16 protein-coding genes are annotated in these 18,042 nt (G+C 39.1%); 4 read left to right on the top strand and 12 right to left on the bottom strand.

The annotated features are described in order from the left end of the window. The 6 genes from EOK74_RS07905 to EOK74_RS07880 form a co-directional block, all read right to left on the bottom strand. Entirely contained in the window at positions 1-1,152 is a 1,152-nt protein-coding gene (locus tag EOK74_RS07905) for a restriction endonuclease subunit S (protein WP_133469441.1), read from the bottom strand. Continuing rightward, positions 1,153-2,616, bottom strand: coding sequence for a type I restriction-modification system subunit M (locus EOK74_RS07900; RefSeq protein WP_133469440.1), 1,464 nt, complete (start codon positions 2,614-2,616; stop codon positions 1,153-1,155). Continuing rightward, positions 2,613-3,923 (bottom strand): hypothetical protein, encoded by a 1,311-nt coding sequence (locus tag EOK74_RS07895; RefSeq protein ID WP_133469439.1) that lies wholly within the window; start codon positions 3,921-3,923, stop codon positions 2,613-2,615. The genes EOK74_RS07900 and EOK74_RS07895 overlap by 4 nt, the downstream gene beginning before the upstream one ends. Continuing rightward, entirely contained in the window at positions 3,924-5,405 is a 1,482-nt protein-coding gene (locus EOK74_RS07890; protein WP_133469438.1) for a type I restriction-modification system subunit M, read from the bottom strand. Between the two features lie 13 nt (positions 5,406-5,418). Next, positions 5,419-5,730: a helicase-related protein gene (locus EOK74_RS07885; RefSeq protein WP_133469437.1), complete on the bottom strand. Its 312-nt coding sequence runs from the start codon at positions 5,728-5,730 to the stop codon at positions 5,419-5,421. A 344-nt stretch (positions 5,731-6,074) separates the two neighbouring features. Continuing rightward, entirely contained in the window at positions 6,075-6,284 is a 210-nt protein-coding gene (locus EOK74_RS07880) for a class I SAM-dependent methyltransferase (RefSeq protein ID WP_205964548.1), read from the bottom strand. Between the two features lie 384 nt (positions 6,285-6,668). Here EOK74_RS07880 and EOK74_RS07875 point away from each other — a divergent pair, with 384 nt between their 5' ends. Beyond that, a complete protein-coding gene (locus EOK74_RS07875; protein ID WP_133469436.1) occupies positions 6,669-7,142 on the top strand; it encodes a hypothetical protein in 474 nt (157 codons plus the stop codon). Between the two features lie 479 nt (positions 7,143-7,621). Continuing rightward, positions 7,622-8,326: an SOS response-associated peptidase family protein gene (locus tag EOK74_RS07870; RefSeq protein WP_133469435.1), complete on the top strand. Its 705-nt coding sequence runs from the start codon at positions 7,622-7,624 to the stop codon at positions 8,324-8,326. A 14-nt stretch (positions 8,327-8,340) separates the two neighbouring features. Here EOK74_RS07870 and EOK74_RS07865 read toward each other — a convergent pair whose 3' ends face one another. The 3 genes from EOK74_RS07865 to EOK74_RS07855 all read right to left on the bottom strand — a co-directional run bounded on the left by EOK74_RS07865 (position 8,341) and on the right by EOK74_RS07855 (position 10,837). Continuing rightward, complete coding sequence (locus EOK74_RS07865) at positions 8,341-8,850, bottom strand: cupin domain-containing protein (protein WP_133469434.1); 510 nt, start codon at positions 8,848-8,850, stop codon at positions 8,341-8,343. 66 nt (positions 8,851-8,916) lie between these two features. Further along, positions 8,917-9,444: a RidA family protein gene (locus EOK74_RS07860; protein ID WP_133469433.1), complete on the bottom strand. Its 528-nt coding sequence runs from the start codon at positions 9,442-9,444 to the stop codon at positions 8,917-8,919. 67 nt (positions 9,445-9,511) lie between these two features. Next, positions 9,512-10,837 carry an aminotransferase class V-fold PLP-dependent enzyme gene (locus tag EOK74_RS07855; protein WP_133469432.1) on the bottom strand — a complete coding sequence of 442 codons (1,326 nt, stop codon included), beginning with the start codon at positions 10,835-10,837 and terminating at the stop codon, positions 9,512-9,514. 302 nt (positions 10,838-11,139) lie between these two features. On the opposite strand from EOK74_RS07855, the gene EOK74_RS07850 reads away from it, so the two are divergent. Next, positions 11,140-12,432, top strand: coding sequence for an NAD(P)/FAD-dependent oxidoreductase (locus tag EOK74_RS07850; protein WP_133469431.1), 1,293 nt, complete (start codon positions 11,140-11,142; stop codon positions 12,430-12,432). 73 nt (positions 12,433-12,505) lie between these two features. Here the strand turns inward: EOK74_RS07850 and EOK74_RS07845 are convergent, their stop codons facing one another. From EOK74_RS07845 to ffh, 3 genes are all read right to left on the bottom strand, one after another. Continuing rightward, positions 12,506-13,261, bottom strand: a complete 756-nt coding sequence (locus EOK74_RS07845) for a molybdopterin-synthase adenylyltransferase MoeB (RefSeq protein ID WP_133469430.1) — start codon at positions 13,259-13,261, stop codon at positions 12,506-12,508. Positions 13,262-13,264: 3 nt separating this feature from the next. Then, positions 13,265-15,484 (bottom strand): putative bifunctional diguanylate cyclase/phosphodiesterase, encoded by a 2,220-nt coding sequence (locus EOK74_RS07840; RefSeq protein ID WP_239024047.1) that lies wholly within the window; start codon positions 15,482-15,484, stop codon positions 13,265-13,267. Between the two features lie 108 nt (positions 15,485-15,592). Then, positions 15,593-16,969 (bottom strand): signal recognition particle protein, encoded by a 1,377-nt coding sequence (ffh, locus tag EOK74_RS07835; RefSeq protein ID WP_133469428.1) that lies wholly within the window; start codon positions 16,967-16,969, stop codon positions 15,593-15,595. A 245-nt stretch (positions 16,970-17,214) separates the two neighbouring features. On the opposite strand from ffh, the gene EOK74_RS07830 reads away from it, so the two are divergent. Continuing rightward, positions 17,215-18,006 (top strand): cytochrome C assembly family protein, encoded by a 792-nt coding sequence (locus EOK74_RS07830; RefSeq protein WP_133469427.1) that lies wholly within the window; start codon positions 17,215-17,217, stop codon positions 18,004-18,006. Positions 18,007-18,042: the final 36 nt, after the last annotated feature.

Genomic DNA, 18,042 nt, shown 5'->3' with positions numbered 1-18,042 from the left:
CTAAAACACCTTATTGTTTAAACTTTTTTGGAGGCATTTGTTTTGACCTATTTTGATAAGTGCCGACTTTTCTATATTTGCATATAGCGCCATTTTATCTAGAACAGTTCTTTCTTCATTCAACACTTTAATGTTGTATTCACCAATTATCTTATGATTTACCCTAGGCATTTTTGTACCGAAGCCTTTACCGGTAACATAATTAATAAAAGGTTTACTATGTAGATGGTGTAAAACATATGATTTAGAAGCTAAGGTTGTTTCGTATATCAATAACTCTGTAGTTGAAACTGCTTCAAAATCAGCGATGAAAGCTTTGTCTAAATAAGGTCTTAGTTTGCTGTAACATAAATCGCCTTTATCGACTAAATTACACTGCGCTTGGGCATCATTAGAGTCGCCAAATTCAGAGCAAGAATAGGCCCCTGACTTAATATGCTCTAATCCAATATATTTTGACCTTTTGTGAGGAGCAGGACTTTTGCCTTTCTTTTGCTTTAAAATTTTAGATAGTGGTACCAATTCACCACTTGTTGATGAGACAAGTGATTCAAAATCAATTCCTTTAGTAATTCTAGTTTGTGAAAGTAAATCCACATCGGCTTCTATCAGGCTATCAATCGAATTAAATAACTCAGAAAATCTCGATTGAATATCTTTAGGTGGAATTAAAAACTCCTGATGCTTTAAAGTACCCCAGTTAATAGTCGGTGACAAAGAGCCTACTGAAATATCAATCGCCCGATTCATGAACAAATCAGAGTGTAAGAAAAATGGGAATAACTCTGGGTCTATCACATCAGGGTTAGCCCTAAGCACCAAAGCATGGGCTGAACAAAAACCGTCCCAAGTAGCTATACCTGCTTTACGCTGATAAGCACGACGACGGCCAAAGATGATATCGCCTTTGTAGAATTTTAACTTGGTGCCATTAACGTCATCAGGCGTACCATGACGCTTGATATGCAAGGATTCAGAATCAATATGTTCAAGGCCAATATATACTTTTAAATCGGTATTGTTTGGATCAACACGCTCTGAAATGTTTTTGGCAATTTCATCAAAACGGTAAGTTTTCCAATTGGATTTATCCAAATTTTTTAGGTCCAATCTCGAATCAAAAGAGCTTAAATCTGTTTTAACGTCTGTCATTTAACCTAATTCCTTAAATAACTGATCCATGCTGTTTGATAACTGCTCTGATGATGTTTGCCAATTAGCGAGTGCCTCATCTAATGATATTTGTACTTTACTGCTATCAACATTACTGACATAAAGTGCCATATTTAAACTGGCTTTATGTTTTAGTACTTCGTCTGTGGTAACGACTTTGCTAAAACCATCTTCATCAGCATAATTTTGATAAGCATTGTAAATACGCTTAATATGGATCTGCTCTAGGTAGGCGATGTTTTTGTCTTGCCTCACTTCTTTCACGGCATTTATGATCAGCACTTTGCCTTTTTTACTTTCTGCTTTGTTTGTTTTAGTAATTAACAAACATGCTTCCATAGGCGAGTTATAAAACAGGTTTGGTCCAAGACCAATGACGCATTCAACTTGGTCTTGCTCAATCATTTTTTTACGCATTTCTGTTTCGGCATCACGGAACAAAATACCGTGTGGCCATAATGAAATGGAACGACCATTACCTAAATCAAGGCTCTTTTGAATATGTTGCTGAAAGGCATAATCAGCACAACCTTGTGGAGGTGTACCCCATACGTTTCGGCCATACGGATCACTTTCAAAGGCTTTGCGATCCCAAGATTTTATTGAATATGGTGGGTTAGCTAAAATTACATTGAATTTTTTCAGCTCATCATTTTCAAGCAAGCCTGGATTACTTAAGGTATTACCACGCACAATGTCGAACTCTTCAATACCATGCATAAACATGTTCATACGGGCAATGGCTGAGGTTAATAGGTTAATCTCTTGGCCGTATAACTTAAGGGTGCGGTATTCTTTGCCCTCATCTTTAAGGTGTAAGGCACAGTTAAGTAATAAACCTCCTGAGCCACATGTGGGGTCGTAAACTGACTCACCAGGTTGTGGGTCCATTATCATGGTCATTAATTTAACTACGGTACGGTTGGTGTAAAACTCTGCAGCTGTATGACCGCTATCGTCAGCAAACTCTTTAATTAAGTACTCGTAAGCATTGCCAAGCTTATCGTCAGGTACATTTTTTAAATCAAGGGTGTGCTGTGAATAATGCTCAATTAAGTTGGTGAGCATGGCATCAGAAAGACGGTCTTTATTGGTCCAACTGGCGTCACCAAAAATACCTTCGAGAGTATCAGGATTAGCCTTTTCAATTTCACGCATGGCGTTTTGCAGCGCTAGACCAATGTTGGTCGTGGTTTCACGTACATCTTTCCAGTGGGCACCATCAGGTACTTGAAAATGGTGGTTTTCAGCAAAGGCGGCATATTCTAAATCACCATCACTTTCTGCTAAGGCATTGTTGAATTCTTCATCGTAAACATCAGAGATACGTTTAAAAAACAAAAGTGGAAAAATGTACTGCTTGTAATCACCCGCATCAATGGTGCCTCTGAGCGCTGTAGCCGCACCCCAAAGGTATTTCTCTAAATCTTGTTGGGTCATCATGTTGATGGTTTCTCTGTAATTAATCTGGTTTCGAAGGCTCTATAAATGCTTTCCATCAAATTTGACAATGGTTTAATATCGTTATGATTTTTATCTAGTTCCGTCAATTTTATAAAAGGGATAGTAATTGAAATATGATAACCAAAAGAAAGATTGAACTGTGTTCTATTAGAATTAAGAATTTTATCTTGCCAGTGACACTGACCTTTCCAGTCGGAACTTAAATGTTGATTTAGTAAGCTTTCGATCGCCCCCCAAGATTCTCTTTTTATTCTGCCTGTATGGTTATAAAAATTATCTTTAGTAAAAAGTGTTTTATTAAAGTCTTCATCGGTTAACCAAAGTCCGGCTATGTATGACTGCCCCATGAATTTGATGTGATAGTGTTTATTTGCCGAATAAGTTTCACCATCAATTAATAGTGAATTATTGAACTGAGAGTCACTAGGGAAAATATGGTAGCCCTGACCTTTAGTATTTCCAGGGTATATATCAACCACTAAATCACCAGATTTTGGCTCGATTTCAAATAGGAGCTCATTTGACCAACCTTTTGAAAAGGTAGTACCTAACCTGTCGCTATAAGTTAATTTATCTACAGTTTCATCATCATTACAGAATTGAGTAAGAGCAGATTCAATTCTTCTCTCTATAGATTCAGTATTCTCATTGTGTAGTGAGCCGATAGGAGTTTCAGGTAGCCAACTGAAGTTGTGGCTCTTTACGAGCTGGATAAAGTCAGTAAGAAATCGGTTTCTGTTATTTGTAGTTCTTTCAAAGCTTGCGACTTTAACGGCAATCAACATTAGCTTTTTCCAATTAAGGTCAAATGGCGTTATATCATCTTTGTAATCACTTATTTTCTTACTCTGTTTTTTAAATATATTGAACACTTGATTGTATAGCTGTGCAGTACAATCAATATTGTCTCGTTTAGCTTCAATCACAATCAATACATTATTCACTGTTATCACTAAATCACAAATGGGATCGTACTCTGTATGATCGGTTTGCTCCCAGAAGTTGGACATTGCAGCTTCACTCAATGTAACCGCATAAATTTTCTCAAACTCTGCAATTTGACTTGCCTGCTTTTGTATTTCGACTTGCACGCTAGTCTCGCCATCAAGGTCTTCAAATAATTGATTAAACAAGTCAGAATCACTAAAAATAGATTTAAGCACTTCATGAAAAAACAAAGCATCTTCTTGTAAGCAAATCGCTAAAGAGCGGGTTAGATCATTTTCTAGTTGGTAACTTCGGTTATCTTTCGCGTAAGTTGTAAAGATATTAAGGTGCTTATTCAATTATAAAAATCCCTTTAGTACTTTCTTAAATTTCTCTTCAGCTTCAAGGCTTGCTTGCCATGCTTGTTTTAAATCGCTCATCGCTTCTTCTACTGATGGCAGGTTATCTTCAATTATTTTTTCAACATATAGCGGAATGTTTAAATTAAAGTCATTTTCTTTTAACTCGTCCATTGAAGCTACTTTGACGTAGTTTTCTACATCTTGGTAGTTGTGATACCAGTCGTAAATTTGCTGAACGTGGTTAGGCTCAAGGAAGTTTTGTGCTCGACCTACTCTAATTTGATAAGAGGCATCAATAAACAACACTTTACCTTTCTTATCGGCCGGTTTGTTTTGCTTAAACACCATGACACAGGCTGCTAATTGCGTGCCGTAAAACACGTTTGGCCCCAAACCGATAACGGCTTCAAGCATGTCTTGCTCAAGTAACTGTTTACGAATTTTACCTTCGGCTGCTTTCCTGAATAATGCGCCATGTGGTAATACAACAGTCATACGGCCAGTGCTGTTCATAGATTTAACCATGTGTTGCACCCAAGCCATATCTCCATTACCTTTTGGTGGCACTCCGGCTATGTTTCTACCGTATGGATCATTAGCCCAGTTTTCAGCGCCCCAGTCTTTTAGTGAAAATGGCGGGTTTGCTATGACGCAATCAAAGGTTTTAAGACCATCCGCTTCAAAAAATGCTGGGTGACGTAAGGTATCGCCACGTAAGATTTCGAAGTCTTCAATACCGTGTAAGAACATGTTCATACGAGCAATTGAGCTAGACGTTAGGTTTTTTTCTTGGCCGTATAATTTGAGTGTTCGGTAATCTTCTTTGTTGTCTTTAAGGTGGTCAACACACTCAAGCAACATACCGCCCGTACCGCAAGCCGGATCGTAAATAGTTTCACCTTCATGTGGATCTAAAATCATACCAAGTAAATGCACCACCGAACGAGGCGTGTAAAACTCACCTGCTTTTTTATTGGTTAAATCGGCAAAATGCTTAATCAGGTATTCGTAAGCATTACCCAGCATGTCTGGATCAACGTTTTGATTACCTAATGTGTACTGTGAAAAATGCTCGATAAGGTTTATCAGTAATGCATCTGAAAGCTTATTTTTGTTGCTCCATTGGGCATCACCGAAGATTCCATATAAGTATTCTTGGTTAGTTTGCTCTATGCCTCGTAATGCATTTTCTATTGCTTGACCCACATTCGTGGTCGTTTCGCGCACATTTTGCCAGTGACAATCATCAGGAATTTCAAATCGGTGCATCTCTGGCAACGCAGCATATTCTTCATCGCCGTCTGATTCTTTTAGTGCTACCCGGTATTCTTCATCGTATACATCTGATATTCGCTTAAAGAAAAGTAGCGGGAATATGTAAACTTTAAAGTCAGAAGCATCTACAGGACCTTTTAAGATCCATGCTGCTTTTGATAGGTATTGCTCTAACTGGGAGAGGGTTATTTTTTCAGTTGTCATTTAGTTTGTAATCTTAGGTCATCGTTTGGGTATATAAATCATTGAATTCGGAGTCTGTGACAGTGCCTGGTAATAGGGCATTAATACTTAAACTACGCTTTTTTGTTAATAGCCTATGCAAGTTTGCATCAAAAGAGCTATCACCATACTTAGGGTGGATGGCAATAGGGATATAGACATAGACAGGTTTGTTTTGTCCTATTCTAAATGCCCTGTCAGTGCTTTGGTCTTCAACAGCTGGGTTCCACCATCGGGTTAGATGAATAACATGATTAGCCGCTGTAATCGTTAAACCTACCCCGCCTGCTTTTGGCGATAATAACATTAGGTCAAACTCTCCTTCTGCCCCTTTTTGAAATTCATCTCAATTTCTTCCAAATGAATTACGGGACACTCATCGTAACAACTTATTGAATAAAAGAAATACAAAGTAATTACATGCCCACATCAAAAAAAACCACCAAAATATAAAACCCAAATCCCCCTAATCAACCTAGCACATTCAACAGTTCTAATAACTACCACTCCCTCAACTGCTGCATTTCTCTCAACCTACCACGCTGTACCACCAGTGCTTCAAACAAGTCGTCAATGGATTCATTGCTTGAGTTTAATCCCGGTAAGGCGATATTGGCCTCGGCGAAAAAACGTTTGTTTTGCCATGGTTTGTTAACTAGGGGTTTGCATTGCTGCTGCGAGTTCAGCGATACGTTTTACATCACGGCCCACCCCTGCGCCAATATCTAAAATAGAGGCATTAGGTTTTTCTAAGATAGGCGTTAAATGCTGTGACCAAGTACTGTGCACCTCTTCAAACTTGACAGACAAATACTGCTGAGCAATCTCATTCACTTGATTGTTGTAATAGTCCGTAGACATTGTATTCCTTTTATTGCAACAGCAAGCCCGTTAAACCAAGGCTTTTCATAGGATCTTCCCCATTGTTCTTGAGGAATTAATCTACTTAACTGACACCATCCTAACAAGTTTTCGGATAAAAGAAATACCATAGGTGATTTGCAAAAGGCCATTGCGCATATCAATACAGACTGAAAGCTAACTGATATCAGTATTCATAAATAACAATGACTTTAAGTAGCAAGGTAAGCCTTTTTTGTGGGTGTAGTCATTCACCACCTTCACTTATGCTTTGCTTATACAACCTAATGATTAGCAAGACTTTCAATATAAAAACTGCATTACAAATGTTTACAGTTTCAAATAGTTAGGTTAAGTATATTTAATCTTTAACAGGAGATTAAAATGACATTTAAATTACTAGTTTCAATGCTTGCTGTGCTTACTTTATGCAGCTGTGAGTCTGACAAAGACTACTCTCAACTTACTATTGCTGAGCTAAACTCAGTCAGTACAGAAACAGACGTTGGCGAAAACACTATCATTTTAGCTCCCTACCTCTGGAGAGATTTTCAACCAGGTGGCGAAGAGTCAGATTCTAATTTAAGAGCAAGTGTCACTCTGGCAGACGTTAACTACAGAGAAATAACGACTCTATCAACTAGCTATATTTATGTGATTAATAATGACGAAATTTGGTTTACTAAGCTAACAGAACAACCCCAGTCAACAGAGCAAGTATATGAAATCGATTTTCGTGCTGTAGACGGGCCAAAGTGGGATACAGGGACTTATGTAGATGTGGTGGTTGCCTTTAATTTAAACGGGGAATACACCCATGTTAAAACCACCGAGCAATACATTAATGAGACTTACTAAGAAAACAGCTTTGCTACCTGAATTGGAGGCTTAAAACTGATTAGGTGAATTGGTCTCGACTTAATCTGAGATTTTTTTGAAAAAGAGAGAGTTACCCGTTTTGATAAAGGTGTCGAATCTTTTAATCAAAACAACAAGGTAACTCTTATGTTGCATACTAACCACCCAGTAAAGAATTCACTAATTATAAAGTGATAAAATTCATAAGAAAGCCCTGCACCAATCAAGTGTTTAGGATGCGCTAGCGACCAAATATAGGCCGTTGTGATTTGTTCCCCATAAGGCTTAGTTGCTCGAATTTGTCCCATCTGACTCACAGTATGTCTTGGCCACTTTTAGAAAGAACATGGCTTAAATGTATTAATTGGTAGGGCCGTCTCTTTTCTTGCAGTTACTTTTTAACTCTTTAAGTTATGGCATGAGCTTTTGTGATTTTTATGCAAAACTATTAGGCATTCTTAACCACTGATACTTGCCTAATGTGCGGCCGTTTAAATGTTACTGATACGCCTGGAGTAATTGATTTACTTGGTACTTTAGGCATTCCTATTGATGTAGGGCAAAAGCCTTTAAGGTTTGAGCGCTTTATTCGGGCGGGTAGCGAGGTTTCAATTGTTAGGCAAGTGGCGCAGCAGCGCACTATCGCGAATGCCAGTTGGTGGTTATTGCAAACTTTAAACGGCGATAGCTTTAAACCTGATTTTAAGTGGGCGAGCTTTAACACCCGATATGACAAGCTAAACAAGCCCCAAAGCGCAGGGTATGAGGCGTTTAGGCAGTCTCGTTGTGTTATTCCCGCATCCGGCTTTGGTGAAACCGAAGGTAAAGGCCGTGATGCAAAATATACAGACTTTAAAGCCATTAAAGGTGAGGCTATTGCCTTGGGTGGCTTATGCCGAGAATGGGTAAAATCTACTACTGGTGAAACGGCCTTGTCGTGTTCGGTGATAACTTTACCTCCCCACGAAAAGCTCATGCCCTACCATACTAAAGCTAGCCCACTAATATTGAGTCAAGATGACGATACTATTGATATGTGGCTAGACCCTAACCTAAAAGATGTAAGCGTTTTTGCAGACTTACTAAAGCCAAATATTCCGCAACGTCTTGTTGGCTGTCGTATTGACAAACCCGCTACACACAAGCCTATAGATAAGGTATTTAAGATAGATGCGGACACCTAACTTAAACTTTGAGCTTAACTTCTGGCTAAACGCTGGATAATATTTTTATGTTGCGGAAACTTTTCAAGTAACTCAGCGGCACTAACCTCTATCATATCTTCAGGCTCCCACCCTGGGGCAACAGCTTCACTCACTAAACCAAAATCGTGTTCAGCAGTCGAGCTCTCATCAGGGGTCAACTCTGCAGCTTTATAGGTCCCACCGGCTACCGCTAATTGCAGCTGTTGGCCATTTTTTATATCTGGGCCCACTACGACTTTTTCATAACGGCCATCTGGGTGGATCATATGATACGTAATGGGCAAGCCCATATGATAAAACTCAATACCATCAGAGTGTTTAGTGTGAAAATGGTCGATACTGTTGTCTGTACTTAGCATGTAGTAAATGGCCGTCATGCTGGTGCGTTTACCGCGTTCGGTAATAACAGGCTCTCTGTGAGTGGCTTTGAAGGTTTGCCTAAAATAGCCACCTTCAAAGTGGCCCTCTAGGTTTAGTAATGCGATAACTTCGTCTTTGGTCATGTGGCTCCTTAGTTAATCATCAATAAAGGCAGGTGTGCCCTGCCCCTATTGATACTACTTTTTAAGTTAGTCTTTAAGCTCAATAATGGCGCTGACTTCTACCGACATATTACCCGGTAGGCTACTCATACCCACTGCAGCGCGGGCAGCTTTGCCGTCATCACCAAATGCAGTTACAAACAAGTCTGAAAATCCGTTAATTACTTTTGAGTGACCAGTAAAAGAGTCAGTGGCGTTAACCATTCCTGTTATTTTTAGCACTTGTTTAACCTTTGATAAATCACCGGTAGCGTATTTTATTGTGGCTAAAGCACATAAGCCAACTCGCTGTGCGGCGTCGTAACCTTGTTCAATGTTAAGGTCGTCACCTAGTTTACCTAATACACTTTTACCTTCGCAGGCACCGTGGCCAGACAAATACAAGGTATTGCCAGAGCGTCTCCAGGTTACATAATTAGCAATTGGCTTCACTGGCTCAGGCAATGTGAAGCCTGCTGCTTTAATTTTTTGCTCTGGAGTGATGTCGTTTGCAGAGCTTAAAAATGGTGTAAGCAGTCCTAGTGACAATACGCTGCTTAGTAATAATTTTTTCATGGGTTGCCTATTTATCGTTATTTTAATGTGGTTAATTTAATAGTGTCGAAATTCTTTAGCTTGAAGTTCAAGCTAGCTTTCTTAATGCGTTAGTTAATGTTGCGATTTCTGCAGCAGAAACGAAAACCTGCGGAGTAACTCGAATACAACAGCCACTGGCTAGGCCCTTTCTAACAACGGTGAATACGCCAAATTCGTTTTCTAAACGTTTTTGTAACTGGGTAACTTCTTCAAAGCTAGTTTTGCCAGTTAAACGGAATGCTCCCATGCCGCTTGCTGATTCAGCATCAGAGCCACCCAACACCTCTATGTGAGGCATCTTTTTGGCTTCTGTCGCCCATAACGAATGTAAATAACGTAAACGTGCATCTTTATTAGCGGGCCCAATTGATTGATGAAAATCTATCGCAGTAGGTACAGTTAAGGTGGCTGCAAAATTGGTAGTAGCTGTGTGTACACGTTTGTAAGTTAGGGTGTTGTCTGGGTCTGTTTCACCAGGGTAAGGTGAAATTTTTGTGAGGCTGCCTTGTTTCATATACAGAGCCCCTACTCCTACAGGGCTGCCAATCCATTTATGTAAATTAAACCCTGCCCAATCTACGTTAAGGTCGGTAATTTTAAAGTCTAACAAGCCCCAAGATTGTGCACAGTCACACACTACATCTATGCCTCTTTGCTTGGCTGCGTCAGCAATTTTAGCCACAGGAAGTATTAACCCATGTTGATTGCTTGCGTGAGTCAGTAACATCAATTTAAGTTTAGGATTACTATCAAACGCCCTAATGTATAAATCGAGTATTTGTTGCTGGTTTGCTTGGGGCGGAATAATCACTTCTACAGGTTCAACATCACGTGATTTGGCTAGCCACTGCATAGTTTCTTTAAAACTCGGGTAATCAATATCAGTAAATAAAACCGTTTCGCCGGGTTTAAAGTCGTTATATTGCCTTAACAGATTATGGATAGACTCAGTAGCATTTCGGGTTAACACCACTTCGCCATCATTAGCCCCTAAAGCTGCAGCAACTTTATTAGCACTATCGACTAAATCTTGGTTGTATTCTTTACGGGCATAATAGGATAATTGAGTGTTCACCATTTCAGTATTTTCAAGGTAAGCAGTTTGCACTGGGCGCGACATTTTACCCCAATAGCCATGTTCGAGATTAACTATGCCTTCTGCTTTGTCATAAAAAAGTGCAACTTTAGCCCAAAATGACTCATCTTTAGCTAGGGCTTCAGGGGTGACACCTTTAGGGACTTGCAAAGATGCAGGCGTGTTAGCGAGTGATTTAGCTTGAACTAGCTCTGATGCAGCTAGCGAATACACTGCCCCTGCGGTAAGGGTTTTGAGCATACTTCTACGGTTGAAACTTGATGATTCTGAACTCATTACTGCACCTTCTAAATTGGTTAATGATAAGACTTTTCTAATTATTGTTTGTTTTAAACAGCGGCGTTTGCACAACTCGATCCATAAGCAATTTTGACCAGTAAAATATCTAGAGATTATGCTCAGTATATAGCGCCCTATTCTAGACAAAAGTCGCATTTTTTGTCACAATTTTCACATAGCATAACAACTTGCGATAGCTGTGTTTTTTCTTTTCTTACTCTTTCTTGTCAACACCTTAGGTAGCCTCTCTACCCCACTCGCAAGTGCGTCCCAGATTTATTTAAACTTTAGGAAATATCATGCAAAAAATAATCGTTGTAGGCGGAGGTGCGGGTGGCCTTGAGCTAGTTACCAAGTTAAGTAAAACGCTAGGTAAAAACAAGCTAGCTGAAATCATATTAGTCGATCGTAGCCGTACCCATGTATGGAAACCCTTGCTACATGAAGTGGCGGCTGGGGTGATAGATAAAAATTCAGATGGCGTCGACTATCCTATTCATGCTGCGCGGTATCACTACGACTTCCAATTAGGCAACATGAGTCATATTGATCATGAGAACAAAACGATTCATCTTGATCCGTTACCAGACGACAATGGTGATGTTTTATTGCCAGAGCGCACCCTGACATACGATACATTAGTGTTAGCTATTGGCAGTGTCAGCAATGACTTTGGCACCCCTGGCGTAGCTGAAAATTGTTACTTACTAGACTCTCTAAAACAGGCTGAGCGTTTTCATAAAGCTTTGCTTAATCAGTTAATTAAAATTAACCAGTTAAGTGATTCTGACTCTAGCTTAAAGGTAGCTATAGTGGGTGGTGGAGCCACAGGTACCGAGCTTGCAGCACAATTACACCATGTGGCTAATTTAGCCCGCTCTTATGGTATGCCAAAAATGTCGGCAGAGCGCTTACAAATATCCATCATTGAAGCAGGCCCTCGTATATTGCCTGCCCTACCCGAGCGCATAACCAATTCAGCTCGAGCTGCTTTGCACAAACTGGGCATTAAAGTGTTAGAAAACACTCGAGTAGCAAGCGCTCAAAAAGAAGGCTTTATTACCAGTGATACTAACCTAATCGAAGCCGATTTAATGGTATGGGCAGCAGGAGTCAAAGCCCCTGACTTTATTCAAAAGTTAAATATTTTTGAAACTAACCGAGCACAACAGATCCTTGTTAATAAACAATTACAAAGTACCTTAATCGATAATATTTACGTTATAGGCGACTGTTGTGGTTTTCAACAAGAAGATGGTTCTTGGGTGCCGCCAAGAGCACAGTCAGCCCATCAAATGGCAAGCCTAGTAGCAACAAACTTTATTAACATACAAAAGTCTAAGCCGTTAAAGTCTTATCAATACAAGGATTACGGCTCGTTAGTTCATTTAAGTAAGTACAGCACTGTGGGCAGTTTAATGGGTAGCCTGAGTAATAGCAGTATGTTTGTAGAAGGTAAGCTCGCGCGGTTTGTTTATATCTCCCTATACAATATGCACCAGTTTGCTGTACATGGCTGGTTCAAAGGTGCGTTAGTTTTATTGAGTCGCAAAGTTAGTAATATTGTGGGCCAGAAGTTGAAATTACATTGATACATGTAAATTAAATATTGGTTTAATTAAAAAAGGCTTACCGATGTAAGCCTTTTAGATTTTGACCAGCGAATTACAGCGCAGAGCAGGCTGAACAAGTAGTGCTTTTAGGAATAGTATAGGTTTGCCATTCCATGCTTTTTCCGTCAAACATCATTAATTTGTTAGTCAATGGTTTGCCAAAGTCAGTCAATATTTTTATGCACTCTAAAGCCTGCATAGCTCCAACAATTCCAACAACTGGGGACATAACTCCGGCTTCAACGCAAGTTAGGCTTTGCTCAGTAAACATAGTGCTTAGACACTCATAACAAGGGTTGTTAGCGCTAGGTAGAAAGCTAGATAACTGTCCTTCCATTCTTATAGCAGCCCCTGAAACCAAAGGTTTTTGCTGTTTAATGCAAATTCTATTTAATTGATTACGTGTTTCGATATTGTCACTACAATCAATTACGATATCATGAGCTTTGACTTGTTCACTTAGTTTGTCGTCTGATAATCGTTGTTGGATAATATCGATCTTAGCGTCACTATTTAATGCGGTTAATGCTTGTTTTGCAGACTCACATTTGTTTAGCCCAACACTGGCTTCAGTATGCAAGATTTGCCGTTGTAAGTTGGATTCATCAACCTTATCGTCATCAACCAATGTAATATGACCGACACCAGCTGCTACGAGATATTGAGCCGCAGCACACCCAAGCCCACCCACTCCAATTTGTAACACGCTACTATTGAGTAATATTTCTTGTTTTTCTAAATCAAAGCCTGATAACAATATTTGCCTACTGTAACGGATAGCGTTCTCTGAGGAGATCCTTTTGAGCACTTACTAAACTCCGCTCTGCTGTTGAACAAACTCAATAAATTCCTGCTCTGGTAATGGACGACTAAAGAAATAACCTTGCATTTCGTCACATCCCATATGTTTCAATATGTTTAACTGCTCTTGCTCTTCCACTCCTTCGGCAATCAAAGTTAGGCCAAGGTTACGACCCAGTTCGATAATAGTTCTTACTATGGATTGATCTGCACTTTCATGCTGAATGTTGCGAACAAAAGATTGGTCTATTTTAAGCTTATCGATATTAAATTTTTTCAAATAACTCAATGATGAGTAACCGGTTCCAAAGTCATCAATTGCGAGTTTTACACCCAGTGATTTTAAAGATTCTAATGTTGCTATAGTTTCTTGCTCATTGTATATGATGACCCCTTCAGTAATTTCCAACTCAAGGTTTTTAGCTGATAATTGCGTATCTTTTAATGCCTGTTTTACTTTATCTAGAAAATCTTTACGTCCAAATTGCAGGGGGGATATATTGACCGCCACAACTAAGTCGTGGAACCCTAAATCGACTAATTTTCGCGCCTTTTGGCAAGAAGTGTGTAATATCCAATCACCTAAAATATCAATTAGGCCAGCCTTTTCAGCCAAAGGAATAAATTCTCCGGGAGAAACCCATTCATCGTCTCGTTGCCAACGAATGAGTACTTCTGCCCCAATAATAGTTCCAGTGTGCAACTCTAATTGGGGTTGGAAATATAACTCAAATTCAACCTTTTCTATAGCGACACGCATATCATCGATTAACTTTTGTTCATACGCTAACTTAGTACCTAACTCTAACGTAAATAAAATATGAGATTTATCCTCGCTACTTGCAGACTTATCTAGCGCTGCTAAGGCATTTTTATGTAACCTTGTATAATCGTTTCCATGTTCAGGAAAGCATGCAAATCCAAAGTCTAACCGGACCTGATCTTGACTATGAAATATCGTCGATGAAATTTTCGCCTCAATCTGTTTTACTAACGAATAAATATCCTTCTTACTAAGGCTCTCGGTATTCGTTATTGCAAAGCTTTTCTCACCTGTATGATAGACCTTAAATCCAGTTAAGTTTGCGTGAGAAACCACCTCGTTAATAGCTAAGGCCACCTCTTTTACAACGGTTGAGGCGACAGTTAGACCTCTAATGGTAAGTAATTGATTGAAAGAGCGAATTTCGATTAACCCAAGTACAAAAGCATCGGTTTTGGCGTACAACTCGGTAAATGATTTCTCTAATTCATAACGGTTTCTCAAGCCTGTTTCAGGATCATGGGTAGCTCTGTAGGACAATTCCTGCTGGACTCGTTTACGCTCAGTCACATCAGTTAAGTGTATGTCCCATTGGCGTTGGTCTTCTACCCAATGCAAGTCACATTGAAAATATAAATTATCTATTTCGTATTCAAAAATAGTCGAACGAATACTTGTATCTGAAAGTATTTTCTCTTGATGCAGACGAATGTTTTTATCTAACAACAAATGGGTCTTGCCTATAGGCAAATTTAGTCGTTGCAGTAAGCTGTCTGTGGCTGGATTGCTATAAGTTACGTTGCTCTTATGATCTAGGCTAATGATAGGGTTAGGGTTGCGTGCCGGAAAAAGTGATAAACGTTGGTTACTCGCCGTATTGACCAAGTAAGTCCTAATAGCCTTAGTTACAACAAATGCAATTAGGAGAGTAATACCACTGTACAACACAACAAAAAACCTAACACTTTTCAGCCCTGTTAAAACTTTTTGTTCAGAGACATTTACTTTTCGTTCCGTCTGATGGATTAAAAATTGAGTTTGATGTGCGGTATCTCGTCTTATTTCGCTAACTAAACGTAACTGCTCCATAGCGAAATCCCAATCTGTTTCGGGGTCTATTATATTCAGAAAAAATTCATTACCTACTTTATTCAAACTAGTCAGATTTTCCCGGATAACATATAGTGGTTGAACATTTCCCAACCTGTGCTGCAATTCTTCTAGGGTATCGAGTCCTTGTTGAAAACTATTTGTGTAACCTCGGCTAAAATCACTTTCACGCTGGTTTATATAAAATTCATACAGGTATCGCTCCTGCTCAATTAAACCTTTATCTAACTTATGTAATAAATCATAAGTAGGGAGGTCATCTGATATTAAGTTAGTTGTTTTTTCGGCAATACTTTCACCGTAAAAGTAAACCACCGCAATAACAACCACACCTAAAGTTAAAACGAGCGAAAACATTATATTAACTAGAAAATTAGAACGTTGATTAGCAGCATTTACTAACAAAATATCAAATCCAAAAAATAGAAATTAAAGGTTAAACTTTCGGGCGTAACACTGTACTAGTTACCTCGGTGGGAACATGCCTCCTGGCCCACCCGGTGGCATCATACCTTTCATATTACGCATCATTTTTTTCATGCCTCCACCTGACATTTTTTTCATCATTTTTTGCATTTGGGTAAACTGTTTAAGCATTCTATTCACATCTTGAATCTGAGTACCCGAACCTGCTGCAATTCGACGCTTACGCCCGCCTTTTATAACATCTGGCCTTGCTCTCTCGCCGGGTGTCATAGAATTGATTATTGCTTCCATCTGATTAAAAGATTTGTCATTCGCTTTGTCTTTTATCTGTGCGGACATATTTCCCATACCTGGCATTTTATCCATAAGAGACATCATACCGCCCATGTTTCGCATTTGTTCTAACTGTTCTTTGAAATCTTGTAAGTCAAACCCCTTACCTTTTTGAACTTTTTTAGCTAGTTTTTGAGCTTTGTCTTTGTCGACTTTGCGTTCAACTTCTTCAATTAAACTTAGTACGTCTCCCATCCCTAGAATACGAGATGCGATACGCTCAGGATGGAAAGCTTCTAGTGCGTCTAATTTTTCACCCATACCCATAAACTTAATGGGTTTACCAGTAATGTGCCTGACAGATAGAGCGGCACCACCTCTCGCGTCTCCGTCCGCTTTAGTTAAGATAACACCGGTTAGAGGTAAAGCATCGTTAAATGCTTTTGCTGTATTGGCAGCATCTTGCCCCGTCATGGCATCAACTACGAATAAGGTTTCGATAGGGTTAATAGCTTGATGTAATGCTTGAATTTCTTGCATCATTTCGCCATCAACGTGCAAACGACCAGCAGTATCAACAAGTAATACGTCAAAAAATTGTTTACGTGCAAAATCAATTGCTGCATTGGCTATATCAATAGGGTTTTGTTCAGCGGTTGAAGGGAAAAACTCAACACCTATATCATTAGCTAGCGTTTCAAGCTGTTTGATTGCCGCAGGTCGGTACACATCAGCACTAACAACTAAGACTTTTTTCTTTTCTCGTTGTTTTAATAAAGCAGCTAATTTCCCCACACTGGTAGTTTTACCAGCACCTTGTAAACCGGCCATCAAAACAACAGCTGGAGGTTGAGCAGCAAGATTTAAAGACTCATTCACCTGCCCCATCACTGATTCTAGTTCAGATTGAACAATCTTAATGAATACCTGGCCGGGGTTTAAGCTCTTACTAACTTCAGTACCAACTGCTCGCTCTTTAACCTGAGCAATAAATTCACGCACTACTGGCAAGGCCACGTCAGCTTCAAGTAATGCCATGCGCACTTCGCGTAAAGTATCTTTAATATTATCTTCTGATAAACGCCCTTTACCGCTTATATTTTTTAGCGTTTTACCTAATCTGTCACTTAGATTCTCAAACATGCTTCGTATTACCTAAAATTTGCTAATTACTTGTATTATATAGAAGATAGTTACAGATAAGAATGCTCAAAGACATTTCTCATCACAGAAATTAATTGTAACCTTTGAAATGATCTCAAAGCTATGTCATGTAAGCAAAATAAGTGTTAATTTTAACGAGTTAGATTTTTATTAAAATATTATTAAGTCATAGTGCTGACAATGCACTGAAGTTACAATCAATTGAATAAGCCAGAGAGTTTAAGATGTTACTAGATGTACTTTGTTTTGTGTTTTATCTGATAGCATCAGCAATAGTCGTTGCTGGTATGTTTGATAAAAAAGGCCCAAACAAAACGTTAGCCACGGTTAGCGTTGTCATCGCTATAGTATTACATGCATATATTCTAAAACTGGGAGTGTTTTTATCTCCTGGGCAAAACATGAGCATGCTCAATGTAGCGTCTCTCATTGGTTGGTTAATCAGTGTCACCATGTTGGTGACATCATTCAAATTACCTAACACTATTCTATTACCGGTAATATATGGTTTTAGTGGCTTAATTGTTATAGCCAATAGTCAGTTACCGAGTGCCCATATGATGAATGTTGGTATAAAACCTACGTTACTTATTCATATCGGTCTCTCTCTTTTTGCCTATGCAAGCTTATCCATTGCATTTTTATATACTTTGCAGTTGTCATATATCAACCTGCGCCTAAAAGAAAAGAAAGCCTCCCTACTCCACTCGTCTCTACCTCCTCTTATGGCGGTAGAAAACATTCTATTTAAGTTACTACTAGTGGGTACGGTTTTACTCACATTATCTCTCATTACAGGCTTTATGTTTTTAGATGACATGTTCGCCAAAGAACAGGCTCATAAAACAGTGTTAGCATTGATAGCCTGGGTTATTTATGGCGTCATAGTCATTGGTCATTGGCTTTATGGTTGGAGAGGTAGGTGGGTTATCACTACAAGTATATTAGCAGCAGCACTATTAACCCTTGGATATTTTGGTAGTCGTTTTGTCAGAGAAGTCTTACTTAACTCTTGATTAGAGGCTTAATTGCCCTTAAAGTTGCAGCCTTAA

Source organism: Paraglaciecola marina (genome assembly GCF_004360155.1).
GTDB classification, from domain to species: domain Bacteria; phylum Pseudomonadota; class Gammaproteobacteria; order Enterobacterales; family Alteromonadaceae; genus Paraglaciecola; species Paraglaciecola marina.
The sequence above is the reverse complement of the archived record's forward strand: the minus strand, read 5'-3'. Positions and strand labels throughout refer to the sequence as shown.